Consider the following 24,331-nt stretch of genomic DNA (forward strand, 5'->3'; position numbering starts at 1 on the left):
CCCTCCTTCGTGGTTGGATTCCACTAGGAGGGTGCGCCATATCGGGGTTAGTTTGTGGGAAGGGTCAGCTGTGCGTGACGCCCAAGGTGTCTTGTTCGCCCCATCGTTTGGCCTTAGCTTCAAGTTCGCCCCATGTGCTGCCGGCGGCCGCTTCCCATTGGTCCCATGTAGCGACGAGCTCAACGATCTCGATGACGTGCCCGGCGGGAATCACTCGGGTTCGCCTGATGTTCGCTGCCAGCGCGGAGAGGTCATTGTTGGGAACCTCGGTGAAGTTCACACGGATTAGGATGGTATGTGGTTTGGCGGGGTGTGGGCTGACGAGCACGGTTTTGTCGCCGGAAAGCCAGGGGCGCACGATTCCGGCAATGGCTTTGCGAGACCCGAGTCCGGCAAGACCATTCTCCTGCGTGTTTTTGATGAGTTCACGCAGGTCGGCTGGCGGCAGGATTCGGTACACGTTTCGGTTGATGCCGGCCATTTGCGCTAGCCATGCCAGGGAATCGTCTGGGCAGATCTCGGGGTTCGTGTAATGCCCGTCCCAGAGGTCGTCGGAGAGTTGACGGTACTGACCGCCGATCTGCCCGATGCCGTCCATGAACCGCAGCAGCGGGTGGAACGTTCCGGTCAAGTTGGCGCCAGGGAGTTCCTCGTAGGTAATTTGACGGCGCGAGACGTTGATTGCCTTGATGATGGGCTTGCTGTCGGGCACCGGATCGCCTGCAAAGTGACCCTTCAGAACCGTCTGATTAACAACAATGAATTGCCCGGTTCGGGGCGGGTAGAACCAGCCTTCGACAAGTATCGGGCCATCTACCGTAGCTGCATCTTCACCGTTTAGCGGGATATACCCGCCGTAGCCATGCTCAGTAATCTCTTGCACGCCGATGCCGACTTCACCGCCGGGAACCGCGCCCGCCTCCAACCAAATCTGGTAGTGGACTTTCAGCCCTGGAGGGCTTTCGAATTGCTGGAAAACGGTTGTTATTGCTGGACCATCGTAGTTTTTTGTCCAGCCGCCGGCTTCGGTCATGTCAAAAGGTGACGCGTTGAGTCCGTCCCAAACCTTCAGTAGTGGGTTTTTCTGGGCGGCATCCAGGTTCTGGTACGCCTGCGGAAGAGTCTCAAACCAGTCGATGGTCCACGAGTGAATGTTATCTGGGTAGCTCATTGGAAGTTCACCGTCACAGTTCCAAGTCGCGGAAGGGGCGCATCGCCAGGCAAATTGATAGTCGGATTAGTGGAGATGACCGCCCTCACCGCTGGGAATTCGTAGAGTTTGCCGATGATCGCGTTGGCATCCACAGTGGGCGACCAGTCCCACCTCGTTGGATTCAGCCAATCTGCAAGGCCCGCCTGTATTTCAGCGGTCGCAGCGGCCGCAAGATACCCTGGCGCCCGCCGGACCGTGCACGTGATGTTCACCGTGGTGATCGTTGGAGGGATCACGTGGATGCTCAGCGACGCCAACGCTTGAGCTTCAAGATCCTCCCGGATGGATTCCATCACCTCCGCGGACAACGGATCACCAAGGTCGCCCACCACAGCTACCGTGACGTGCCCCGCAACTGGCGACTTCGGTGAGCCTGCTGGGTCGAACAAATCCAAGGTGATTGCTCGCTCCACACGCGGATCGGATAGGACCGAGTCAGTAAAGTTGTCCGGAATGACGAGTGTCGAATTCAGTCGCGACAAGACAGCTGCAGCACGGGCCTGGAAGTCTTCGTCCTCTTCCTCGCCTTCACCCCCACTAGTGGCCATCGACACGGTCACTTCATCAACGAACGCAAGCGGGTCAACCACTTCCAACACTGCGCCTTCGGGAATGCCGTTGCTTTCAATTCCGGACTCTTCCGCTTCGATCCTCGCAGTACCGAATAAGGATTCCTGGGTGACGATCTCCACCTGTTCGATGGTGAGGAAATCCACGGTCTCATCCGTGTCCTCCAACGTGTACCGGAGGCGAGTACCTGCGGGAATGGATTGCAACGGTGCCGACGAGGATACTTGGAACCGTACTTGCCCTTCGGCCAAGTAGCCGTTGTGCCGGGTGACACCGTATAGGCCCATGAGCTGTTCGACGATTTGCGACGGCAGGACCTGCAACGCAAGCGCTTCCACACCCAAGATCAACGCCAATGATTCGAGCAACACGAGCTCGGTGTTCGATTCGCGAGGCAGCCACTCCGGCAAAGCGACCTGCGCGTGAGCAACAGCCGTGTTCACCAGGTCCTGCTCTCCCCCGTATTCGAGCAGGGAAAGGTTCTCAAGTTCGGGGATGCTCGTATCTTCTGGGAATTCAATGCTCATTATTCGTCGTCCCCTTCCTCTTCCAGCGGGTCAGTGTCTGGTTCTTCGCGTTCCCATTCGACTTGGACTGCCGCGCGCCCGCCAGGTTCCGGCAGCACGGTCGTATCGGTAATCATGATGTCTTCGAACCCATAGGTGGTAAGTGCTGACTGGATATCAGCGTCTATGGCTACGTCACCGATTGCGAGGCCCACAGGGTCAGTGACACCGAACCCGGGCGATAGTGGCCGTTCCCCAATATCAGTGAGGACTATGGCGGCGATAGCATCATTGATTTCTTGGTCAGATCCATACGCTGCAGTGGCCACCTGTCCGGAAGGTGTGAGTCGGAATGGGAATCGGATTGTGCCGCTCATAGGTCCTCACGAATATCATCAGGGATTTCTTTGGGGTCGATGTGGTATCGGCTGACCCATGCTCGGACGACGTGGACGAGTCGCCAGTATTTGCGGGTGATCACTTCGAGTCGTGCTTCGAGGTCACTGACGCGGGTACGGAGAGATGCTAGGTCGGTGCGGAGCGTTTCGACAGTGGTTTTTAGTACTTCAAAGTCCAACTTCTTCTTCTCAATTTCACTATCGTTTTGCTCGGTAACTAGCTGGACTTTGTGCTGACCTTTGTCGCCTTTGCGCTTCACCCAGTGCCCGTAGATCACCCCTACGAGGGCGATAAGGCCACCGATGATGGTACCCAGTAATAGGTCACTCATCTTTTCGCGAACCGTATACCGTCAAGATGAACAATTTTGTTTACGGTTTGCAGGTTCCTGATCTTCGTTCCAGCGCTGTCCGCGCCAAGGGCTACGGAGCCGGCGCCACCCGGAGGAGCCTCCGCGAAGGTACTGGCGGTCACGGCGAGAGTTTTTGTGTATTGCCCGATGCTCATGCCGGACGGCAACGTGAAAACGGTCCCCATGTTTGTTGGGGCTTCGAAGATGCTGATGTAGCCTTTGAGCTCGATCATGCCGTTGTTGATGCGTGCTTGTGCCCGGCCAGTGCCGCTTATTGCGGTTGTCCAGCCGGTTCCAAGGATGAGGTCAGTCCAGGCGCCGGGGCTTACTGTAGCAATTTCCTCCATCATCGTTTCGTAGCGTACTGCGTGCCCGTTTTGCCTATAGATACCTTGGAGTCTGACGCTTTCGAAGTAGACGGAGCCGACGCTGTCTCGTTTGACGAGCCTGTTCGCGGAGTCACTTGTTGTTGTCCCGGCTGTTGCTTCGTCGAGAAATGTTTTGTCTGTGGAGGACATTGCGCCTGCAGCTGTTTTTGTGGCGACGGGAAGGTTGTGGGTGTGGTCGGCGCGTGCTGCACGCTGGCTAGTGCCTTCTGATGCTGTGCCCGCGGCTACTACGTTGGACGGTGTTACGGCGCCGACGCTACCAAGTTCGGCCCATTCGGTGCCGATGTTTACGGAAAGTCGCCGGGTGGATTCTTCGACCCAGAATCGTAGCCCGGCGGACGGTGCTGGACGCGATGATAGCGGCCCGATACCGAGTCCGGGGATTTGGTTGATCTTGTCGATCATTTGGTTGTGGCCGGTACGCCCCGGGATAGGGTCAGTACCCGCCGTGTACTTTTTCAGCCCGTGGGGCGTGGTCTCTTCAACAGCCATGCGCCTAGGGTGCAAGAAACCGGCGGCCGCGTGTGGGAGGAGTTAGACGGGGGTCCCTCTGGGTGTCATCCCGGTGACGATTAGTTCACCTTTGCGATCCCAAGAAGGCAGTCCGGCCATGGTGCTTGACGAATAGCTTATGAGCCGACTCGTGCGGTTCACATAGCAGTAAGATGCACCGACCGGCATGTAGATGGGCAACGGTAGATTTTGAGGTGGCAGCAATGCTAGAGGGATGTTGGCCAAGAATTGGTTGCTCGTTGCGTCGTCTCCGACTAGTCGCATGGACCAGAACAATAGGTTTGGCAACGCCGAGACTCCGCATGTTTGCGAACCGGCTGAACGCCACCCATTGACCAGGTACTCGCGCAGGTCGAACCACGGGTTAGTTTCCGGGTACGCCGTGTTCAGCGTTGCTAGCTCGGTCATGCTGCCCTCCGAACGTAGGTTGCTTGGCAGACAACGTTCTTGTTCGTGCCGTCTGCGATTCCGTTGCCCCAATATGGCAAGTGCAATGTTCCGTCCGAGTGGAGTTCTAGCACTACCGCGCCAACGTCCTTCTGGAATGCTGGGAGCGTCCAGTAGCGCACCGCTGAGCCGCCAACCTCGGGTAACAGCTCGGCAGGCAACGGCGAGGTGATTTGCCGTGCCGTGCCACCGCGAGTATGCAGCTGTATCGTGACTTCGTTGGCCGTGACCTTTGCCAGGAAATTGAAGGACGAATTAGCGCCGAGCATGTACCAGTTATTGATTGCGTACGCGTGCAGATCCAGCCATGGCTCACGGTCAGGATACGGCTGAGGGATGGTGGAAGGGCTCACGGCTTCCTCCTCGGCGCAGTCAGAGACAGTGAAGCCCCACTAAAATCGGCTAGCTTCACGCCAAGGCCAGGGAAACGAATTGCCCCAGCTACACCGTATGAGAACTCAACTTGATAGGCCGTTGAAACGCCAGACGGGCTAGTAAACCAACCATTCGCTACCGAGTTCACTGCCACACGGAAGACGTTCGGCAGATTACGAAGAACCCACATATCTTCCAGCCCGGGGTCATTCTTGTCGATAGAAAACATCAGCACGAAATGAATGAAGTTCCCGTCAGGACAAGCAAGGCAAGACTGGTCATAGCGTGGAGATAATCCAGCGGTTAGATACTGCGAAATATCGAACCATGGAGACTTGGACGGATACGGTTGAATCGTCGCGACCGGCGCAATATCAGCCACAATCACGCCGCCTTTCGCATGTAGGAGTAATGGAAAGACAGGTCCTCCAGTGAGCCGTCGGATAGCGTTCGCCCCGGCGTATAAAGCCGTAGCGTTCCATCCGTGCGCAGATGCATTCCAATACTGAAGTCATGCCACGGCGAAAACGCCAGAAGCATCTTGTTCCCCTCAGGTACGAACATCTCCGGAAGATTCAGCGCAACAATCGAGTTCGTTCCCCGGCGCGTGCGCAAATGCAGGTGCGCCGTGTTGCCCTCGATCAGCCCATTGAAATGAAACGAGGAAGTGTTCATGCCCAACAGCCAAGACGGTTCAACGAAAGCCATGAGATCAACCCACGGCTTGCTATCCGGGTACGGCTGCGCGAGACGCGGAAGCTCGGTCATGCCACTGCCTTTCGCGGGTAGCTGCCGGCAATGGAGAGATACTTTCCGCCATATGGTGCCATCATCTGAGCGTTGGTCAGCCCCAAGCTATAGGCCGACATGACCAGCTGCCACCCGCCGGATGCAGTGCCGCCCTGCAACTCGACCAGGCAAGACGGACCGCCCAAGATCAGAGCCTGAACCGACAGGTGCCGAATCGCACGAAAGTGTTGAGGCAGGTCGCCGATAACGTGGCTAGCGCCAATCTGCACACGCCCGAACACCGTCACCGAGTTCTTCTCCGCGTACCCCTGGAACGACTGTGCAGCACCAGGAACACCCCACCCATTCCTGAGAATGGATTCGAGATCTTCCCATGCAGGCAAGTCCGGGTAAGGCTGATTCGGAATAAGAGTCATGGCTTGCTCCTAGGCCCGGTCATCGTCAGCGAAACTAAATGGAAGTCAGCCATTTTGATTCCCATGCTTGGGAAGCGGATAGCGGCTACCCACCCCACACGCCCGAATTCAATACGGTGCGATTGATCGGTGCCGTCCGGTTTGCTAAACCATCCAGTCGTTGAACCATTTGCGGCCACCCGCAACGACGGATGAATCGCGTTCATCAGATAGTGAACCGACAGATCCGGGTCAACCCGATTTACAAGCACCATGAAACTGTAGTGAACAAAGTTGCCGTCTACCGAAGCAGCGACCGACCCCGGTGCGAAAGGCGAAAGTCCCTTGCGCAAGTACTGCGAAACGTCATACCAAGGGTACTTAGACGGATACGGCTGAGCGTCCAGAATCGGTAAATCAATCATTACTGGCTCCGTTCTGACTTGGCCGCGATCGCAGGGGCGGTCAAACCGATCCGGCCCACCGCTGATGCTGTCACCCCGAGCGCAACGAAAGTGGGACGCGCCGCACGGCCAGCCGGGAGAATGAAGTCATGCTCCACTTGGTAAGCCCAATCCGGCCAAACAGCCAACGACAGCATCGCATTGGAACCGTCCCGGGTTGCCCCGTTCATGTAATCTACCCGCGGCTGCAGACCCGTAACCCCAGAAACACCGGACAGCAATACTGTCATCTGCCAACCAGAAGGACGAGAAACAGCCGCCACACCCGCTGCGAAAGGATAAACGAACGCCAAATCACCAGTGCTTCCCAGCTTGGCCAGATCAATCCACGAAACCCACCCGCGATCGGGATCCCACTCATTCGATATGGCCTCGACGCCGGGATGCCCCGAAGGCCACCAAGATTTCGCCGGCGTACGAATCTTCGCCAACGTCGCCTCAACCTCGGCAAAACGCGCGTCCGGATCCGGGACCGCGACCATGTCCTGCCGCGAACCACCCAGCAACACCACCAGGACCGGAGAATCGACAGCAGTCAACCCGTGCGAGGGCATGGGGCCTAACGGCTCCGAGCCCATCAGCTGCGGAACAACCACCCACACCAAACCATCTTCAAGAACCCGAGTGACCGTGCCACGCCAAACCTGGCCAGCGGACTGCGAACCCATCACGCCCTCCAATACTTGAAACCAGGAAGCTGATACGCCGCAGCATAGTCAGACGGATCGGGGCGCCGCACCGTGACCAGATCCCCAGTCAACATCATCGCGAGTATCCCCCGGCCAACGGTGAAACCAAGCCCGCCGTCACCGTCCACCACCAGGAGGCCGGCATCGAGCAAACCATTCACCGGAACCTTCACACCGTCCCGGGCAGTCACCGCCAAAAGCAACCGATCAGTGTCCGGAGCATACTCGGCTAACCCGGCAGCAGCCGAAGAAATAATCTCAGCCAGCTCAGCCGTCCCCTCATCCTCCACGGCCCGTTCCAGAAGAACATCAGTACGAGAATCAACAGTCAGCTCGCACGTCGCGGTCACCCGGGCAACCAGCATCCAAATCCACGTCATTTCAGCTGGTTCCTCGCAGTCTGCCCCTTAGGCCGCAAATAACCCTGCAGGCCAACCTTGTTGAACGTCGCGTAGTGGGCACCCAATCCACGAGTACCCGACTGGGACAAGCAATAAACAGTGGAACCGTTATCCCGGATCACGACAGCGACGTGGCCGTAATACCGTCCGCCGATCTTTCCGTATGGTGCACCCCAGCACGCAATATCACCCGCGCGAGCAGTTGAATGCTTACTAATCGGGGTGAAGTACCGGCGCTGCACGCTGCCCCCGTACCACTGGTTTCCGTTTCCGCGAGGCCACACTCCGAAGAGGTCCCTGGCGTATTGCTTCGTCAAGCCGACGCATTGCACGCCGTACCCCTCGACGCCCCATTTGCCGCCGTGCTTATTCACTACCCACCGGCGGAACCAAAGGCTCCCTTCCAGGGATTGGCTGGTTTTCTGCTTGGTCGACGATGAAGAAGACGATGAGGACTTGGATTTCGTCGTCGTCTTTTTCTTCGTCGTGCCCTTCGCTTCCTTGCGCTTGGTCGAAGCTGTCTTCTTCGCGCCGGCCTTCGCCTGCTTCTCAGGGTTCACCGGACGCTCACAAACGACCTTGACCGTCTCTGAAACCGTCATCGGGTAAGAGCAAGACACGACAATCCACCGGCCGCCCATCTCGCCCACGTTGCCGCCCAGAGCTATCTCGTCACCCGGGCGCACGGTGTCACCATTCGCCGCGACCAACCCCACCTCTAGACGCTCATCCTTGCGGCCCTCCGAACCGCCATTATATTTAGGCAACCCGCTCATGGAAGCCGAGTAATCGCTCCACGAGTTCCAGGTGAGCTGCCATGTTGAACGACCGGACTGGCCCATCATCCATGTAGGCCGCGCGAACACCAGCCGCCCACCATACTCGAAAAGCCAGACACCGAGTTCCCGTGCGAGGACCGTCATCACGTCCCACGTCGACTCACGCCGGGAACCTTCCGGCTTCTCCCGCATAATCTTGCGCTTCCCCAGCCCCGGCTGAATCCAATACGACGTCATGCCGACCGCCTTGGCCTGGGAGCGAACCCACGCAGAAACGTCCTGATTGCCCCAGTTCTTTGCACCCGTTTGCTTCCGGAGCTTCGTGACGAACGACGACAGGGCTGTAACTGTCACCTGCGGCCCTGCTGGGTCCGCCTTGGTACCTACATCATCGATAGTCACAGACCAGGTGCCATACCGGATCGTGGTTCCCCGCTTCAATGAACCTGATCGGAATAACTGCATGCTTGGCGTGTCATTGAAAACGAACTTCATCTGGGACACCGACGATGTGGATACGTCCAGGCTGGCGCTCACGCACGTTTCAGAGACGTTGGAGAACGCTGCACCGCTGATGGTCAGCTTATTCAGCTTTGACCCATCCATGGTCGATGACATGCAGGATTCTCCTTACTTCTTCGGTAGCTTGATGGTTTTACCAACCGATATGCGGTTCGGGTTCGGGATGGCCTTCTTATTCAGCTTCCAAATCTCCGGCCAACGGGATCCCCGGCCCAGCTGCTTCGCGGCGATCTTGAACAGGCTGTCGCCCTTCTTGATCTTGTAGGTCCTCTGAACCTGCTTCTTGGCCTTCTTCTTCGTAGTTTTCCGCGGCTTCGGCTTAGGCTTCTTGGCCGACTTCTTCTTGATCAACGCAGGCGAATCCACAGCTTGCTTGATCTTCCAATGAAGCACCGCGTAGCTGATCTGGTTATGACCCGACAGCTGCTTGATCTCAATGCGGAAGCCCGTAACGTTGAACCACACCGTTGACGCGAACAAGTTCGGACCGTTGATGAAACGCACCTTCTGCCCGGTTCGAATCAGCTTCTGCAGCTTCCAGATCGGGGCGTTGATGTTCCGCTGAAAATTCAGGTTGGCCACGGGGTGCGAAAACGAAACTTCCCTCAGCCCTGGCGCCGTCATCCGCGTGAATGGCTGCTTCCCTTCACGAGTCACTTCACCGAACGACGGAACGTGCTCGAAACTGAACTGCTCAGGCGTGGTCCACAACGAGATCTTCTGACCCTTGGACCCGATGACCATCATCTGCTTGGCTGGACGCACCGTCGGGTTGTAGAGAATCCGGATTTTCACTGACATCAGTACGCTTGCTCCATCTGCTCCTGCTTGGCTTCCATCGCAGCAAGGACGGCTTCTTGTACGATGCGGCCCAGCTCGTCCGGGTCCATTCCGGTACCAGCAGGTACGGTCACCTGAACTGCGCCCTCGTTGAGGGTTATGTTCCCTCCAGAGCTGCCTTTAGAAGGGGACGGCGCCAACGAAGGTGGTGCAGAAGCAGGAGCCGTGTTCGGCTTGAACTCGTCGACCCACGCGCCAGGTACCGTGTCAGGGATGCCGCCGCCGGCAAACCGTGCCACCAAATCAGCCATGGACGCCCGTGCAGGTCCCCCACCGGCAGGCCGGCCGCCAGAATAGAGATGGTTGAGCGCCATGATGTTCGACGGGCCCATGGCACGCACGAGCTCAGGCACCAAGACCGCCTCACCGCGAGACAACACGGCAGGAATGTCATCGACACCCGGCGCGTAACCGGGCATGACGCCGCCGCCGGCAAGGTAGACCCCACCGCCAGCGTTCTGTCGTGGCCCACCGAACTGGGAAGTGATCGGCCCGTTATCGATCTGCGTGATGGACTCGGTGATCTGACGCTGGATCGAGACAGTCTGCGTATTGTGCGTGTTCACATGGTTGTTGACGTAGGTATTGACGGTTTTTCCATCGATCTTGTCCATCGCACCGCGGGTGTCCTCTGCGGTGCGCTTCGCCGTCTCGGACATCCACGAATCAATCGACACGCCATCAGGGATGCCGAGAATCTTCCGCGCAAGATCTTCACCAGCCTTGCCCGTAATACCGAATGCGTCAGCTGCGTTGACCAAGTCCGTGTAAGTCCCACTGAGCTTGGCTTGCAGTGCGTCCTGCCCAAGCCCCTCGTTGGCCATGGCTTTCACCTGGTCCATGCCGCCGCGCGCCAAGTCTTGGAAGGCACTATTCGCGGCGGCGCCAGCGACCGTGGTCAGATCGAAATCATTCTTGTTCTGGTTCAGCACCCCGGACAGGCTGCCGTTCTTCTCGATCAGCTCGTCTACGGTCTCATCGATTCCACGCAACGCTTCCTGGTAGCTGGCCTGAGCATCACGAGACGACATCGTCGCTAGACCGGTTGTGAACAGCAAGTCAAGGAATTGCTCCATCCCGACGATCACGCCGTCAAGGGTGAGACCCACTTCGGCTAGCTCTTCTTCCATGGCCGCGATCTGCTCAGCAGTTGGCCCGGCGGCTTCACCAAGTGCACCGGTACTATCGGCGGCATCTTGTGTTGCTCGCGCTGCAGTAACAGCCACAGGCTCGACACCGGACATAGCCCAGTTCAAAAGTTCCTGCTCAGTGACTGTCTCCCCCACGCCGTGAGCGACATTGCGCAGCGAGTCGAGGTAAGCGCCCATATATGGCGTCAGATCCGAAATGCTCTTGCCGCCGGCTTCGGCAGAATCAACCATCTGCCGGAATACGGAGGACGCACCCTCAAAGTCCCCGTCGCTCACAGCCGTAGCCATGACATCGGAGATACCTTCAAGTTCGCGTTTCAATGCTGGCAAACCGTTTTCAGCACCCAAGTGCGTGGCGCCGAACGAGGCCAGGTGACCGCGAATGTTGCCGAACTTGGGATCCAGCTTGGATAGCGCGTCGCCGACGTTATCAATCTGGCCGGTGAGATTGCTTTTATCGCCAAAATCCATGTTCTTGAACGAGTCACCGACGTTGGCAACCTTGTCACGTGCTTTCAAATACACATCTACGAAGTCCTCGACACCACGTGCATCCGGTGCTTGGGAATTGTTCGCAGATACCGCAGCCTGTAGGAGGATGAACGCAGCCGTAGCCAATCCAACGCCCTTCCCAATCTTTCCCATGACGCCTGGTACTCGGCTACCGCTGGCCTGCAGGTCTCGGAACCCGCCAATGGTGTCCATGATCTTTGGCATGAGCAGGACCAAGCCACCACCCAAGAGCAGTGCACCGCCGGTCACGCCGGTTAGCACACCGATGAAGGAGAGCACTGGGCCCGGGATGGTGCCGACCATATCTACGAAGTCTTCCGCGGTTTGGACTAGGCCACGCAGCGCGTCATTCGCCCCTGAACCGGACTGCAGGAAGACCGTATCGAAGGAACCGCCGAGCTTTTCGAGGTCGCCGGCCAAGTTGTTCTGCAAGTCTGCAGCGGTCTTAGCGGCGTACCCTGAGTCGTTGACTTCCTTCGTCCAGTTGCTGATGCCTTCTGCGCCCTGCTCGTAGAGGACGTTGGCTGCACGGATCGCGTCGGAGCCGAACATGATGCCCATGGACGCCATGCGTTGCTCAGCGGTGAGGTCTTTCATGCTGTTTTGGAGGATGCCCGCAAATTCGGACATGCCGATGAACTCGCCATTAGCGTCGTAAGCGCTAATACCGAGGGCTTCCATTTCCTTCTTGGCTTCCTTCGACTGCGGGGTGAGCCGTTGCAGCATGGTCTTGAATGAGGTGCCCGCGTCAGAGCCGAGCAGGCCGTTGGACGCGAAAGCCGCCAGAGTACCTGTGGTCTCCTCGATGTTCAGACCGGTGGCCGAGGCAACAAGTCCGGCTTGCCCCAGAGCCATGCCGAGGTCTTCTACTGAGCCCATGGCCTTACCGGCGCCGGCGGCCAACAAGTCAGCTAGGTGCGGGATCTGGTCCCCGGACAGCTTGAACTGCGTCATTGCGGTGGAAGCGATCTCCGCGGCCTTACTCACCTCTAGCTCGCCAGCAGCGGCCAGCGACATGGCACCGTTCAGGCCACCGTTGAGAATGTCCTGCGTGGACACGCCAGCCTTGCCGAGCTCGTTGATCGCCCCGGCAGCTTCCTCAGCGGAGTACGCGGTGTCCGCGCCTGCGCTGATAGCTGCTTCACGCAGCAACGCCATGTTGGCGTCGGATTCCTGGGTGAATGCCTTCACCTGAGACATGGCCTTGTCGAAGTCGGCGTAGGTGTTCAGCATCTTGCCGAAACCTAAGCTCATGGCACCGCCAACAGCCGTCACAGCGGGTGCCATGTTGTCTAGGCCCTCGTTGCGCTGCTTAGAGTTAACCGTGGGCCCCTTGGCGAGTTCCTCGTTCTGAGTGAGCAGGCCAGCTTGCGCCTCTTCAAGATCGCCGGTCGCCGTGGCCACCGCGTGCAGGGCTTTCTCTTGCCGGTACCGTGCCGCTTCCAAGTTCTTCTCAGCAGTCAGTACCGTTGCAGAACCACCATCGGCGCGGGCGCGGGCTTCTTCCAGTCGCTTCTCAGCAATCGTGGCCCGTGCCGAAGCTTGCTCGAAGTTATGCAGGGCATCCGAGCGCTTGCCAGTGGCGCGCTCAACAGCTTTCTCCATATCCGATTGAGCGCCAGTGGCCCGGGCCGTGGCTTTTTCAATGACAGCGGCAGCGGACTCGGCCGACTCGCCTTGACGCTTATTTGCGTCTTCGATTCGCTTGGAAGTCTGCTCGAAGTTCTTGTCGACCTTCGCCAAAGGGGCAGAGATTTCGTCTTTCAGTTCTGCGGTGAGTGTTACTTTGCTACTGACAGACAATGCTCTGCCCCCTTTCGGCGATTACTATTTCTGTGCCGCTTCCGCATCGTCAGAGATGACGTACGCGGCGGCTTCCCTTGCGGCGTTTACCCGCCAGTCGCGCTCTAACAGGAGTACGGCCGGATCAATGCGCAGATTCTTGGCTATCCGCACGTAGTGCTTGAACTGGGCGCTCTCCCGCAGGTACTCGACTAGCGGTCGGTAGGGTCCAGCGGAGTCAGATCCTCCGCCCAACCGGCCTCACGCAGGACGGCGCCGCCCATCGTTGAGGTGCCGGCGTCACCGAGGAACGCGCGAATGGAGGCCTGGACGTCGTCAGGGTGCCCGGTCGCTTCAAGCAATTCGTCGCTGTTCAGCAGCAGTGGTTCGCCGTCCTGGTCGAAGACTTGCTTGCGGTCCTTGCCGGTGCCCTTGTAGATCGCGGTGTTCTTTTCAGCGAGCAGTCGGGCGGACATCTTCGCGTTGGAGAACTCGCCGCCCTTTGCACCTGCACGGCGTGCGGAACGATTGCCGCGCGCGAACTTGTCGTAGGCCTTCACTTCGGCTTCGGTGACGAGCGCGTTGAATTCCAGCGACCAGTCGCCAGGGCGGTTTGTCACTGGGTAGGACACGATGTTGTCGGTAACTTCGGATGCGGCATCGAGGAACTTGCCCAGAAGGTCATCGGAGTGGTCGAAGGTTTCTTCCTGATCCTGGTAAGCCACCTCCTCAGCCGCGGCGCCGTTCTCCTCGTCAGCTTCGAAACCGTACTCTTCGTCAACCTGGTTGCTGGTCATGCTTTCCCCTATGAGAGTTGTGTGTGCATAAAAAATGGACACCCCCACCATGTGATTTGTGGGGGTGTCCGTGTGGGATGACTGGTCTAAGCGACTACCGTCCCAGGGCGCACCGTTTACGCCGGACCGGAAGTAGCGAAAGTCAGGGTGACTTCTGCACGGTCACCGGTCGCGTTGGAATCCACGTCCGGGAACGTGACACCGGTCAGCAGGCACATCTTGTAGATGATCGGCTTGCCCTTTTTCATCAGGTTTGTGTCAGTCGGCTGAATGGTGATCAGGTGGTACGACTTGTTGATGTTCTTCGACAGCTTCTTGTAATCCTCGAAGAACGCAGGATTGAAGCCACGCGTGAGGACCAGGTCCTCGAAGGTCGGCGGGGTACCGATGATCTCTTCGCGCAGCGACCCACCGTTGCGGTACTTCACCGGGGTGCCGGAGCCGTTACCACCAGTCTTGGTGTTCCAGTTCCCCTTGATGCCGCTGATAGTGACAATGAACTGGTTCTTTGTTGATGTAGTCACAGGTCAAATCTCCTTATCTCGTTAGAAGGCGCCCTGCAGCGGGACCTTGATGATTTCGACGCGGATCCAGTCCGCCGTCGGCGACAGGCGGATCATGACGGTCACGTTCAGGATGTTCGCGGCCAGGGACGACAGAGGGTTGTTCGACTGGTTCACGGTTACCTGGTAGCCCGGGTCGATTTCGTCGCCGTCCCGCACCAGGGCGAACAGGCCTCCAGCGTCGGCGATGTTCGCGACGTATCCTTCCACTTCGCCCTCAACGCGGCCCATCAGATGGCCAAGGCCGTCGATTGGTTCGCCGACGTAAGGTTCTAGGAGATTCTTCAGCTCGCGGCCGAGGTTGTTCAGCACGTCACGGTCCGAAATGGCGGACATCTCCGGGTTAGTCGCGAGCGATGCCCAACCGTACAAGCGGACCTTGGTGCCGGTAGTCACGATGCCGTTGACCTTCGCATCGTTCAGCCGGTTATTCAACGCAGTATTCACCGGTACGTTGGTGCCGATCGCCCACTGCAACTGGGCAATGTCACCGAACGGCTTACGCCAGTAGCCGACCTGGTCATGTGCTCGCGCACGAACCGCAGCCACGTATCCCTCAGGGCTGATGGTGCGGCTACCCGAGCCGTCAGGGATCACCAAGTGCGGGTAGAACAACCCTGCGCTGTCACCGGCGCCGCTCACATAGTTGTCCGCTTCAAGGATCAGGTCGTTGGCGGTAGTCTCGATAGCTGGCGCCAGGATAGCCACGCGCTTATTCGCGGACGCATAGCCGATCAGCTGCGCACCGATCACACTCGCGGGATAACCCGGCGCAGCTACCGATCCGCCTTCGCCCAGATCGCCGGCTAGCGCCAAGGCGCTGATCACGTGCTCGACAGTGACCGATGCGCGGTCATCCGATCCGCCAGCAAGCGGTGTCACAGCGATCACTGCCGGTATGTTGACTGGCGCTTCGGAAACGGAGCCCAGGTCGGTGATGTTGACCAGCGGGGATTTCGCCGATGCCGAAACCAGTTCTGCAGGCGTGGTGCCGGTAAGGATTTCCATCACTTCACCGTCCAGGCGGATTGTGATGTTCACGCCTGCGCCAGCAGTGGTAACTTCAGCAGTCAAGGCACCGTTGTAGGAACCTGGGCTAACAGCACTGATCTGCAACGTGTCCGCCGCCGCGCCATCGACAAGCTTCAGGACGTCCTTCATAGCGGCAGGGCCAACCACACGGGACACGATCAGCTCAGAGCCGCCCTCTTCGAAGAACAGGCGTGCAGTGTCGTAGCCGGTCGCGCTGTACGAGGTGCGTGCACCGTACAAGGCTTCGTAGTCCGCGATGGAGCGGACCAGTAGTGCTCGATCCGTGGGGCCGGTCGTGGTGATCGCTGCCATCTGGAATCGTCCAGAAATCGGGCCGTCATTGACAGGGCCTGAGCGGATGGTCGTGGAAATTTCGACACCGATCTTACTCATCGGTTGCCTCCTTCATCTTGGCTGGCTTGCTTGGCTTGGGTAGGATCGGGTCGCGCGGTTTCCCTACCGTTGGGATGATGATCCGCCCGGAATCAACTAATCCCTTCGTGACGGGGTCGGACAGGTTTCCCTGCGCGGATGCGTTGCCGTCTAGCTGGTGGCCTTCGCTGGTGAAAATCACCGGCCAAGGCTGAGGATTATGGACTCGAATCGTGTCACTCATGGGTTCAGGGTGCTTCCTCTCCGATTACCTGTGTGGGAGGGTCGCCTTCTTCGCTTCCCCGGTCCAGCAGCCCCACCCAGAGGTTCAGCTTGCCTGGCAAAGTATTCGGGTCCAGGGTGATCGGTAGTTTCTCGATGACGAGTACTTCAAATTCGGCGTAGCTGCCAGCAATGTATTTGGACCCGCCGTCGTTGCCGGTGATATCGCTGAATGACTCACGGAAAGTTGCCGGGTCAATAACCGCTGATTCGCCGTTCTTCCCATACAGGCCCCGGTGCATCAGCAATGCGCCTCGCAAAGCCGTTGCAGTTCGTTTCTGGGCCAAGGACGTGGCCGTGTAATTCGCGCCGGTCACGTACAGCCACACTCTGAATTGGTACCGAATTTCGTATTCGTCAAAGAACCCATCGGAGGAAATCTGCCGGGTAGAACTGCGCGGGCCGGTCTCAAGTTCCTCGATCATCGCTGCAGGGAATGCGTTCAAAGCGACCGCATCAACCACCGAAGGATAAATGTTGTCGACTGCCGGGATGCGCAGCTCACCGGCCGGAATTCCCCCTTCACGGATCATGTACTCCATGAATGGGCGCAAACGAGTGGCAACCGCCTGATGTAGCAGTGTGGTGATGGCTTCGTGGCCGAGCATTAAGTGTTCCCCTCAATTAGGTATCGCTGGAGGACTTTCGCCCACTCGCGCTGTTCATCAACAGGAATATCCCCGATGAGACGGCGGGCAGGCATGTGCCGTGTCCCGTTCTGATGGAATGCCGCATAAGCGACCTGCGTACCGACCGTCATGGACTTCCGGTTGAACTCCCGGATACCCAACTTCCCGGCGAGCGAATCTTTCAGCTCACCGGTGCGAACGAGGATTGGGCGGCCCGGATAGTGGGTTGCTTTCCATGCCCCGTATTTTGGAGACAGGGGTGACCAGCCGCCAGACATGGTGGAACCTTGCGAAGAGAAGTTCTTCTTCTGCAGTTCCACGAACCGGTCAGCCAGCCCGTCCCAGACGGGTGTGGGGTCTTCGATGCGTTGCGAGAATCGTTCGAGCACCATGCCGAACGCTTTGAACCCGTCGCCGGCGAAGATCAGCCCTGTCCCCATTGGTTACCACTCCAAATCGTCGGTTATCGATGCTTCGCGGAATGTGCCCCGGATGGATCCGCCTCGACCAGCACCGCCGGTGTTCGGGTCGGTTTCATCTTTGAGGAGCTTGTCGATCATCAAAGCGAGCGCTTCCAAATCACGATTGAATCGGTCCCAAAGCTCCGCGGAGTACGATGCTTGATCGTTTATCCCGGCTTTCGTGGGGAACACGGCGCTGATCAGTGTTGCGGCCGCGCCGACCGTGACGATGCCGTTGCATGTCGCCAGGACACTGGACAGCGAGTCCTCATTCTTCAGATAGTGACGGCGCAATAAGCGGCCGTCGACAATGCCGATCACGTCAGCGATGTAGTGCGTGACCATCGCCTCTGTGACCGTGGCATCCTCCGCACGGTTGGCCCACGTATCCACACCCGCAGGTGGCACAGGAACCTGCTCTGGTGTTTCAGTATTGAGACGGACGTGCGGGGCCAGCCCCAGCACACGGCTGACACTGACCCCTTCACCGATGGTTGCCATTAGGCTGGCTTCACCATGCCACGGCTGAGCAGCCATGACGCTTGCTTTTCATCCAAGGTGACGATGCTTCCGGCTGAGTGCATCCGGCCGTCGGCACCGCCCAGGGCTGTGGCCAGCACGATGTATTCAGCTCCGCTCGACTCAGCGCCGTCAACGGTTTCGCTTGCAGGTGCTGGTTCTTCCGCCTGTGGTTCGGATGCAGGATCGGTTTCAGCCTCCGGCACGACCTTTGGGTCGCTATCCGAAGTCCCCTTACCCTCATCTTCTCCGGTGCCCTCGGGAACCACTGGAAGATCTGCTTTCTTACCTTCCGCGTCAACGACCGCTTTGGCAGCCAAATCCGGATTGACGAACTGAAGCAAATCCGCGCTCACACCATCGGCAGGTTTTGCCTCGGTCGAATCAGCCTCAGCCTTCGTGTCCGCAGGCTTCGTAGTACTACGCTTCGTGGTGGCCACAATTCCTCCTAGGAGAAGACGAGCTTGGTGATCGCCTTCGGGTTGGTGATGACCGGTACGTTCTCGTACCAAGCCTGAACACGCTGAACGTTGCGCTCTTCCACGGCGTAGGACTTGACCTGTAGGCCGCCCATTTCGTCGCGTAGCGAGCCGATGATCTTCGACTGGAAGATGAACATTTCACCGCGCTTGACCTTGCTGTTCTTGATCCAGTGCAGGTTCGCAATGCCGTCCATGTCACCGGAGAGGACCGGGTTCAGTTCCTTGCTTTCGCGTGGGAACTGTTCACGGATTTCCTTGTCACGCAGGAAGTGCTCCAACGCGTCCAGGGGGTTGATCAGAACGGAGTCAGCGGCGTAGCCGTACTCTTCGAAGGTGTCGTTGACGAGGCTGACACCGGAGTACACGTCACCGATCTTGTCCGCACCAGCAGCCCAAGGGGAGGTAGGCGTGAACACGTTGATGTCCGGGTCAGTAACGATTGCATTCAACGCAACCGCAGTGTTCTTCCGGCGGCATGACGCTTCGAGGAACTGCTGCTTTTCCTTCCAAGTGGAAGTTTCGTTGCGGCGAATCGCGGCATCGGTCATTTCGATGGCCGCACCGCGCTGCTTGACCTTCTCCATCAGGTCGGCGCCTTCACCGAAGTCGAGGATCGGGAACGACGCACCGTAGGCAACTTCTGCCACGTCGCGACCGTCCAACGGCTCATGACGGCCGGTGACACGGTTGTAAATCACTGCGCCGCCGACTGCGTCTCCACTGCCTAGTGCGTAGTCGGCAAGGGTCTTACCGTCGATGTTCGGCGTGAAAGCGTTCTTCAAGCGAGTGACGTTGGTGATGAGGCCCTTAAGGTAATTAGGGCTGACCGGCTGATCTGGGTACATGGTGGGTTTGTCCCTCCTTCCTAGTAGAGAAAAATGCCAGCGTCGGCGCCGGTGGCGGCGGCGACGGCTACGATGCCGACTGGGCGGTCATCGACGAGAGCTTTGTCAGCTTTGCCTTCGGCACCGACCTTGACGAGGTCGCCTACGACCAGGTCAACGGCGGCGACCACTGGGATGTGGTCGTGGGTGATCAGGTGGATGACTTCTCCAACGGCGCCATCGTGTGCGGCAACACCGGCAGGAGTTTCACCTGCCCCGGCTGGGGCGATGCTCAGCTGCGACATGGTGCCGCCGGCGGCGTACTTGACGAAACGCTTGCCGAGTACCGGGCCACCGGTCACGGTGCCGGTGACATGGTCGGGATTAGTGAAGAGTGGGCGTGCGACTGGCATTACTTGGTCCCTCCGTTCAGGAATTCAGCGTCGACTTTCATCTGCGCTTCGAGTACTGCGTTCTCGGTGCCGGCCGCATAATCTGCGGTGGCGGAACCGTATTCGGTGGTGTGGATTACTGGCTGCAAAGTGGTCAGCAACGCGGTGGTCTGTTCCTCGTTGGACGCCAGCAGGGTGCGGTAGTTGGCTTCGTCCTTGGGGTGGATGCGACCTTCACGTTTCGCGGTGGCGATAATCGCGTCGTGGCGACGGCTGGTTTCAACCTTTGCGCCTGCCTGGATTGTCCGTTCTGCGGCGGTCAGGCGTGCCTGCATATCTGCGAACTGCGCGGCGCTCATCTGCACGGTTTCTGGTGCGGATGCTGCCGGGGTTGCCTTGGCTGCTGCGATCGGTTCTGCACCTGCCGGGGCTTCCTCTGTCGCCGCAGTTTCACCGTTGTCGGAGGTGTCGCCTGCTTCGACCTCAGCTTCGTCGGCTGGGGTTAGGGCTGCCAGGACGGCATCGTCGGTGACTTCTGCGGAAATCAGGCCCTGCTCGCGCAGCTTCTTGATCTGCTCTGGGGTCATGATGTCCTCCTTGCTTGGGGTGTCGGTAATGCGTTTGCCTGCCACCACGACGGCCGCTGGCTTCTGTACGCTCACAGATTGCTTTTTAGTGCGGGTGAAGTGTGGGAGGGTGCTGCTTTGCGCAACTGGCTCAAAACTGGTGCGCCGAACTACTTGCTCAGGCTGTCCGGAGAGCGTCACGGTGCCGTCGGTGTTGATCGTGAACGTCTCACGCAGGTATGCGGAACCCTCAGTGGTTTCGTTCTCGTAGATCACCATCGAGTCATCTAGGTCAGCGACCCACACGTACTCGTTGGCTCCTACCCGGCTGTCCAGCGCGGTGCGTAGCTGGTTGCGCAACGATTCGAATGTGTGGCCACCGGCTAGGGCGTAGTGTCCTGTTGCGTCCACTACGTGCCGGATGACTTTGTGTTTCCCGGAGAACGCTTGATGGATTGCTCCGAGTCCGGACACTGCCGGCGGCGACTCCCCCAGGAGGGCAACCGCGGTCAGCACGAACGGGAATTCCGCGATCACATCACCTTCTGCCTCCTGCAGGACCACAGCCGGAGTGATCTCCACCGAACGGAACGGATACGCGGATGCCATGACGGTGGCGAGCTCTTCGGGAACGTTGATGAAGTCACCTAGCAGGGTGCCGCCCTCGTCATCGGTGATGCGCAAGTTGTTGACCTGCCCGTAGGCTGGTTCACCATCGCCTGCGAAATAGTCGGGGTTGTCGAATCGGTTGTCAGCATGTCCGAGTTTGATCACTCCCGGATCCAGGCGCGCGTCTTGCGATGCGGCGTAGATCGCTTCCAGGAGTTCGAGCGTGACTGTTCCATCACCTTGGATGGGATGCCACTGACCGACACGGAACAAGGGCACGTCTGTGACCGTTGTGTAAGTTTTGGTGGTCTCTGTCTTAGCCATGGGACGAGCATGGGAAAACCCGGGCTCCCTGTGTGGGATGCGCGGGCTGGGTGGTTATTCGGTGGATACGTCGTAGATAAAGAGCAGGCTTCCGCGGCACCGTCCGCTGCCTTGGCAGGCACCGTAGTACCCGAACTGGTACTCGTTGGTGGCTTCTTCGAGCGACTCGTATTTCTTCCCATCGACTGCGGCGCAACGACGACATGTGGCGCCGTCTAGGAGTTCCGAGGCATAGCACTCTGACGCTTCCAGATCGGTGCCGGTTTCGTTCCGGGCTATGCCGGTGGCCGCGTGAACGGACTGGCGTGCTTGATCGACCGCACCCGCCGGTTTGATCTTCTCCACCAGTTCCTCGACCAGTCCTTCTTTGGTCAGTCGCCCACCGAGGGCGATGGCAGGTTGCGCGAGGTGTTCCTGAGTTTTCTGGGTGATCCACGTCCAAGACCGGTTGACAGGTGGGGCGGCGAGCAGGTCGGCGCGCGGTCCCAGCTCTAACACTGGTAGCCCTTTGCCACCGCCTTGTCGGACGTACTCTTGGTACGCGGTACCAGCGGATATAGCAAACACGGCCTGCAGCGCTTCGCGCAGTTCGGTGGCGGCGTCGTCAAGGAGCTTGCGGATCTGCTCTGGGGTTTCTGCGATCATGGCCGAGAGTTCTTCGAGTGCTTCGCCTGCGGTGACGGTAGACCGTGTTCCAAAGATGAGTGCCAAGAGATTGGTGAGCAGGTTGGTGTGCGTGGTTTCGACAATTCGAGTCACTTCACCGACAGCTTGATCGAGGTTGTCTTCCATTTCGCCGAAGTGAGCCTGCGCCCGGTATTCATGCTCGAACAATGCGCGCGTGGCTACGCGGGGTGAGAGGCCGGCGGCTTGTTCCTCCGCAATGAGCTGGTCAGTGAGCTGCTCAATAGCAAGTGTGGCCAACAGCTCGGTGCAGTTCTCACACACTCTCATCACCTGCCGCGGCGCGACGGGCACGGACGATAGCGACCCGATTCACCAACGCGTCAATGTTCTCTTCATGTTTCAGGCTCATGCCTAGATCCGAGAGTGGACTCTTGCTGGTCTCACGGCGGGTGGCCGGGTCTGAGACGGGTAGCCCGTTGTTGGCGCGAATGTAGTCTTCGAGCTTCTCATCGACACTGATGACCCCGGCATTGACAAAGGAGGCAAGGTCCTCAGCGGTGACTCCCTCGTTCGCGGCCAGATTGCCGGGAGTCAACACAGGGTATGGGGTGCCTTCGCCGAAGTTCAGTTCGACCAGGTCACGGATAATATGCTCGGTTGCTGTTTCTGCGAGCTTGTTGGCCAAATGCTGGATGGACCGGATGAACAGCTGCAGGTGTGTCTCACCGAGGGAGCGTGCGCCAGCATCATGTCCGAGGTCAAGGAACATGGCCAGCGCGGACTTGGCGATTTGCTGGTCATGGTAATTAATTTTTGGCAGCAGGTCGACGACGCTGCCTTTCATGGCGAGAATCTCCACGGAGTACTGCCCTCTCTTGTATGAGAGGCCTGCGGTTTCTCCTGCGCGCATGCTGCGGGCGATGCGGTCGGCTTCGTCTGCGTTGCCCTCTGAGTTGTCATCGTAGGTGACTACAGGGATGCCCATGCTGTTACGCTCGCCCGCTTGCGCGTCCAGTTTCACGAGTGTTTCTTTGATGAACCAAGGCCGGTACGCTGCACGAAGAATCGACCGGCCAGACCAGTCGGCGCCTTCCTTGCGGTGCGTGTACATGACCAGGTTCTCAGCCGGGATTTTGATGTCTTTCTCGTTCCCGTCACCTTGCTGCACTACAGCTTTCAAGCCACCATCTTTTTCAACCTGAATCTCGGCGATGGTGCGTGGCAAGCGCGGCGCGAGTTTCCGCAGGTGGATGATCTCCGCAAGGCCGATGTCTGTTTGGTCGGGTCGTGCTGGGGCGATTTCGTAGACCTGCTCGAAGCACATGAAACCGGCCCACACCATGGTGAGGACTTGTTCTAGGTGTTCGAGCCAGGAGATTCCTTGGCGGCGCTGCCGTCCGGCCATGGCTTTGCCGGGTTCTGGTAGCCCTATTTCGGTGCGTACCAGTGCGACAACGCTGTCGTCGACGCCTTCAACATTCAAGTCCCATTGGGCGGAGAGGATAGGCAGGCTGATTGCGTTGAGGACAGACTCCACCTGGGCATCAGTACGCACCCTGTCATACACGGCAATGCTGTTAGGGAACGCGAGTTCCCCGTTGCGTTCTAGCGGCTCAACCGTAGTGACGCTTGTGTTGCCACGCTTGACCGTGATTATTCCGCCCGGGTTGCCGGCCTCTTTTACATTCGCCACCGGAGCTGTCTCGTTGTTCGCCATACTCCACAGGGTGCGGGAAAGCCCGGCCCCCATGTGGGAACCGGGCTGAGCGGGTGCACTTACATATCAAAAACTAGAGTTCTCAACGCATCTTCACGATTTGCTGCTTCTTGAACTTCGTCACCGATCGCGATTTTAGAAGCTTTCGGACTATCCAAAAGATTCTCATCGTATTCCGGAACAATCCTTTCGAGTTCCTGAACATACTTTGGCGCCTTGGCGAATCCCATAAGGCTGGAAACATCTGGGCCAGTACCACCTACATTCACTGAAACCGTCTTGAAAGTCCGGGCTAGGGACATTTTGGGCGCGACTTCAACTACTTGGACTGCAACTTTCACATGCCTCACAGCGCCGGATTCTTCTTTACTCTCAGGATCGGTAATTGCCTTAACCTGATCGTCTAAAACCCTGAAGTACATGCCTTCTTCGACACCATGGTCAGAGCCTCGATTGATAATCAGCTCGGTGCTGCTGGCGATCTGTGCGACGCTGCCAGTTATCGGACTATTATTTTCCAAAATTCTTCTCCTTCATAAGTTCTTCGAGAGTGCTACGGCCCTTCTGCTGCATCTCGATCACTTTGTCCTTGGTTCCCGGCGTTATTTCTTCCCAATCGGCCATACTTCGCGCAAAATTCTCGCCTTGCTGGAGTAGCAGGTTCTGAGGTCCTATAAGCTGCCTCGAAATGTAATCATTTCCGGTATCACCCAACTCTTTTGAAGTCTCGGTCAACATCCTGCGAGCTTCTTCGACATGCGCGTAAGTGTCAAGCACTCTTTGCATCGCCACTTGTGCTTGAGCGGACAAATCTCTCTCGTTCGGGGCAGGAGAGATAAGCAATGCTGCACCTACGCCCAGGGCAGCTTGTACCCCAGCAGCGAGCAATGAATTTTCCCACCCTGCAGCTCTAGCGATTGGAACGATGACGATTATCCCTAGAATGAAAATCACGCCCCAAATCGTTTTGCGATCGAAAGGAATGCGGCTCAGGGTCAATTGAACGCCTGTCCAAGAACTTTTGAGTTTGCTCGCTTTATCCCCTTTTTTTGGCATGTACCAATTCTTCCATGGCAGTTGGGTGC

General features: G+C 58.3%; 30 protein-coding genes. All 30 read right to left on the reverse strand.

Annotation, left to right across the window (positions count from 1 at the left end; translation table 11 throughout):
• Positions 1 to 64 precede the first annotated feature (64 nt).
• Complete coding sequence (locus ACP3TE_RS16735) at positions 65 to 1,171, reverse strand: hypothetical protein (protein ID WP_426734335.1); 1,107 nt, start codon at positions 1,169 to 1,171, stop codon at positions 65 to 67.
• Positions 1,168 to 2,310 carry a baseplate J/gp47 family protein gene (locus tag ACP3TE_RS16740; RefSeq protein ID WP_426734337.1) on the reverse strand — a complete coding sequence of 381 codons (1,143 nt, stop codon included), beginning with the start codon at positions 2,308 to 2,310 and terminating at the stop codon, positions 1,168 to 1,170. The genes ACP3TE_RS16735 and ACP3TE_RS16740 overlap by 4 nt, the downstream gene beginning before the upstream one ends.
• A complete protein-coding gene (locus tag ACP3TE_RS16745) occupies positions 2,310 to 2,504 on the reverse strand; it encodes a hypothetical protein (protein ID WP_426734338.1) in 195 nt (64 codons plus the stop codon). The genes ACP3TE_RS16740 and ACP3TE_RS16745 overlap by 1 nt, the downstream gene beginning before the upstream one ends.
• A 158-nt stretch (positions 2,505 to 2,662) precedes the next feature.
• A complete protein-coding gene (locus ACP3TE_RS16750) occupies positions 2,663 to 3,019 on the reverse strand; it encodes a hypothetical protein (protein ID WP_426734340.1) in 357 nt (118 codons plus the stop codon).
• Entirely contained in the window at positions 3,016 to 3,921 is a 906-nt protein-coding gene (locus tag ACP3TE_RS16755; RefSeq protein WP_426734342.1) for a hypothetical protein, read from the reverse strand. Before ACP3TE_RS16755 ends, ACP3TE_RS16750 begins: the two co-directional genes overlap by 4 nt.
• A gap of 425 nt (positions 3,922 to 4,346) precedes the next feature.
• The gene (locus ACP3TE_RS16760) at positions 4,347 to 4,742 is read right to left on the reverse strand and encodes a hypothetical protein (RefSeq protein ID WP_426734344.1); all 396 of its coding nucleotides are present in this window, start codon (positions 4,740 to 4,742) and stop codon (positions 4,347 to 4,349) included.
• Positions 4,739 to 5,146 carry a hypothetical protein gene (locus tag ACP3TE_RS16765; protein ID WP_426734346.1) on the reverse strand — a complete coding sequence of 136 codons (408 nt, stop codon included), beginning with the start codon at positions 5,144 to 5,146 and terminating at the stop codon, positions 4,739 to 4,741. Before ACP3TE_RS16765 ends, ACP3TE_RS16760 begins: the two co-directional genes overlap by 4 nt.
• Positions 5,147 to 5,148: 2 nt before the next feature.
• Positions 5,149 to 5,532, reverse strand: coding sequence for a hypothetical protein (locus ACP3TE_RS16770; RefSeq protein ID WP_426734347.1), 384 nt, complete (start codon positions 5,530 to 5,532; stop codon positions 5,149 to 5,151).
• Entirely contained in the window at positions 5,529 to 5,930 is a 402-nt protein-coding gene (locus ACP3TE_RS16775) for a hypothetical protein (RefSeq protein ID WP_426734349.1), read from the reverse strand. Before ACP3TE_RS16775 ends, ACP3TE_RS16770 begins: the two co-directional genes overlap by 4 nt.
• Positions 5,927 to 6,334 (reverse strand): hypothetical protein, encoded by a 408-nt coding sequence (locus tag ACP3TE_RS16780; RefSeq protein WP_426734351.1) that lies wholly within the window; start codon positions 6,332 to 6,334, stop codon positions 5,927 to 5,929. Before ACP3TE_RS16780 ends, ACP3TE_RS16775 begins: the two co-directional genes overlap by 4 nt.
• Positions 6,334 to 7,041: a hypothetical protein gene (locus tag ACP3TE_RS16785; protein ID WP_426734353.1), complete on the reverse strand. Its 708-nt coding sequence runs from the start codon at positions 7,039 to 7,041 to the stop codon at positions 6,334 to 6,336. The genes ACP3TE_RS16780 and ACP3TE_RS16785 overlap by 1 nt, the downstream gene beginning before the upstream one ends.
• Positions 7,041 to 7,442: a hypothetical protein gene (locus tag ACP3TE_RS16790; RefSeq protein WP_426734354.1), complete on the reverse strand. Its 402-nt coding sequence runs from the start codon at positions 7,440 to 7,442 to the stop codon at positions 7,041 to 7,043. Before ACP3TE_RS16790 ends, ACP3TE_RS16785 begins: the two co-directional genes overlap by 1 nt.
• Positions 7,439 to 8,860, reverse strand: coding sequence for a CHAP domain-containing protein (locus ACP3TE_RS16795; protein WP_426734356.1), 1,422 nt, complete (start codon positions 8,858 to 8,860; stop codon positions 7,439 to 7,441). The genes ACP3TE_RS16790 and ACP3TE_RS16795 overlap by 4 nt, the downstream gene beginning before the upstream one ends.
• A 12-nt stretch (positions 8,861 to 8,872) precedes the next feature.
• Complete coding sequence (locus tag ACP3TE_RS16800; protein WP_426734358.1) at positions 8,873 to 9,565, reverse strand: LysM peptidoglycan-binding domain-containing protein; 693 nt, start codon at positions 9,563 to 9,565, stop codon at positions 8,873 to 8,875.
• A complete protein-coding gene (locus ACP3TE_RS16805; protein ID WP_426734359.1) occupies positions 9,565 to 13,071 on the reverse strand; it encodes a phage tail tape measure protein in 3,507 nt (1,168 codons plus the stop codon). Before ACP3TE_RS16805 ends, ACP3TE_RS16800 begins: the two co-directional genes overlap by 1 nt.
• Positions 13,072 to 13,262: 191 nt before the next feature.
• Positions 13,263 to 13,847, reverse strand: a complete 585-nt coding sequence (locus tag ACP3TE_RS16810; protein WP_426734360.1) for a hypothetical protein — start codon at positions 13,845 to 13,847, stop codon at positions 13,263 to 13,265.
• A 116-nt stretch (positions 13,848 to 13,963) separates the two neighbouring features.
• On the reverse strand, positions 13,964 to 14,371 hold the full coding sequence (locus tag ACP3TE_RS16815; protein WP_426734362.1) for a hypothetical protein: 408 nt from the start codon (positions 14,369 to 14,371) through the stop codon (positions 13,964 to 13,966).
• A 21-nt stretch (positions 14,372 to 14,392) separates the two neighbouring features.
• Complete coding sequence (locus tag ACP3TE_RS16820) at positions 14,393 to 15,835, reverse strand: hypothetical protein (RefSeq protein ID WP_426734364.1); 1,443 nt, start codon at positions 15,833 to 15,835, stop codon at positions 14,393 to 14,395.
• Positions 15,828 to 16,058 carry a hypothetical protein gene (locus tag ACP3TE_RS16825; protein WP_426734365.1) on the reverse strand — a complete coding sequence of 77 codons (231 nt, stop codon included), beginning with the start codon at positions 16,056 to 16,058 and terminating at the stop codon, positions 15,828 to 15,830. Before ACP3TE_RS16825 ends, ACP3TE_RS16820 begins: the two co-directional genes overlap by 8 nt.
• Positions 16,059 to 16,062: 4 nt before the next feature.
• Complete coding sequence (locus tag ACP3TE_RS16830; protein ID WP_426734367.1) at positions 16,063 to 16,704, reverse strand: hypothetical protein; 642 nt, start codon at positions 16,702 to 16,704, stop codon at positions 16,063 to 16,065.
• Positions 16,704 to 17,165 carry a phage virion morphogenesis protein gene (locus tag ACP3TE_RS16835; RefSeq protein ID WP_426734368.1) on the reverse strand — a complete coding sequence of 154 codons (462 nt, stop codon included), beginning with the start codon at positions 17,163 to 17,165 and terminating at the stop codon, positions 16,704 to 16,706. The genes ACP3TE_RS16830 and ACP3TE_RS16835 overlap by 1 nt, the downstream gene beginning before the upstream one ends.
• Positions 17,166 to 17,168: 3 nt before the next feature.
• Positions 17,169 to 17,687: a hypothetical protein gene (locus tag ACP3TE_RS16840; protein ID WP_426734370.1), complete on the reverse strand. Its 519-nt coding sequence runs from the start codon at positions 17,685 to 17,687 to the stop codon at positions 17,169 to 17,171.
• Positions 17,687 to 18,061 carry a hypothetical protein gene (locus ACP3TE_RS16845; RefSeq protein WP_426734372.1) on the reverse strand — a complete coding sequence of 125 codons (375 nt, stop codon included), beginning with the start codon at positions 18,059 to 18,061 and terminating at the stop codon, positions 17,687 to 17,689. Before ACP3TE_RS16845 ends, ACP3TE_RS16840 begins: the two co-directional genes overlap by 1 nt.
• Before the next feature lie 92 nt (positions 18,062 to 18,153).
• Complete coding sequence (locus tag ACP3TE_RS16850; RefSeq protein ID WP_426734374.1) at positions 18,154 to 19,032, reverse strand: hypothetical protein; 879 nt, start codon at positions 19,030 to 19,032, stop codon at positions 18,154 to 18,156.
• Between the two features lie 20 nt (positions 19,033 to 19,052).
• Positions 19,053 to 19,424 carry a hypothetical protein gene (locus tag ACP3TE_RS16855; RefSeq protein ID WP_426734376.1) on the reverse strand — a complete coding sequence of 124 codons (372 nt, stop codon included), beginning with the start codon at positions 19,422 to 19,424 and terminating at the stop codon, positions 19,053 to 19,055.
• Entirely contained in the window at positions 19,424 to 20,902 is a 1,479-nt protein-coding gene (locus ACP3TE_RS16860) for a hypothetical protein (protein ID WP_426734378.1), read from the reverse strand. The genes ACP3TE_RS16855 and ACP3TE_RS16860 overlap by 1 nt, the downstream gene beginning before the upstream one ends.
• Positions 20,903 to 20,956: 54 nt before the next feature.
• A complete protein-coding gene (locus tag ACP3TE_RS16865; protein WP_426734380.1) occupies positions 20,957 to 21,880 on the reverse strand; it encodes a hypothetical protein in 924 nt (307 codons plus the stop codon).
• Positions 21,843 to 23,246, reverse strand: coding sequence for a phage portal protein family protein (locus ACP3TE_RS16870; protein ID WP_426734382.1), 1,404 nt, complete (start codon positions 23,244 to 23,246; stop codon positions 21,843 to 21,845). The genes ACP3TE_RS16865 and ACP3TE_RS16870 overlap by 38 nt, the downstream gene beginning before the upstream one ends.
• A gap of 59 nt (positions 23,247 to 23,305) precedes the next feature.
• Positions 23,306 to 23,767 carry a hypothetical protein gene (locus ACP3TE_RS16875; protein ID WP_426734384.1) on the reverse strand — a complete coding sequence of 154 codons (462 nt, stop codon included), beginning with the start codon at positions 23,765 to 23,767 and terminating at the stop codon, positions 23,306 to 23,308.
• On the reverse strand, positions 23,757 to 24,302 hold the full coding sequence (locus ACP3TE_RS16880) for a hypothetical protein (RefSeq protein ID WP_426734386.1): 546 nt from the start codon (positions 24,300 to 24,302) through the stop codon (positions 23,757 to 23,759). Before ACP3TE_RS16880 ends, ACP3TE_RS16875 begins: the two co-directional genes overlap by 11 nt.
• Between the last annotated feature and the right edge of the window lie 29 nt (positions 24,303 to 24,331).

Origin of the sequence: Glutamicibacter sp. 2E12 (assembly GCF_050030965.1) — a bacterium.
In the GTDB taxonomy this organism is placed as follows: Bacteria; Actinomycetota; Actinomycetes; order Actinomycetales; family Micrococcaceae; genus Glutamicibacter.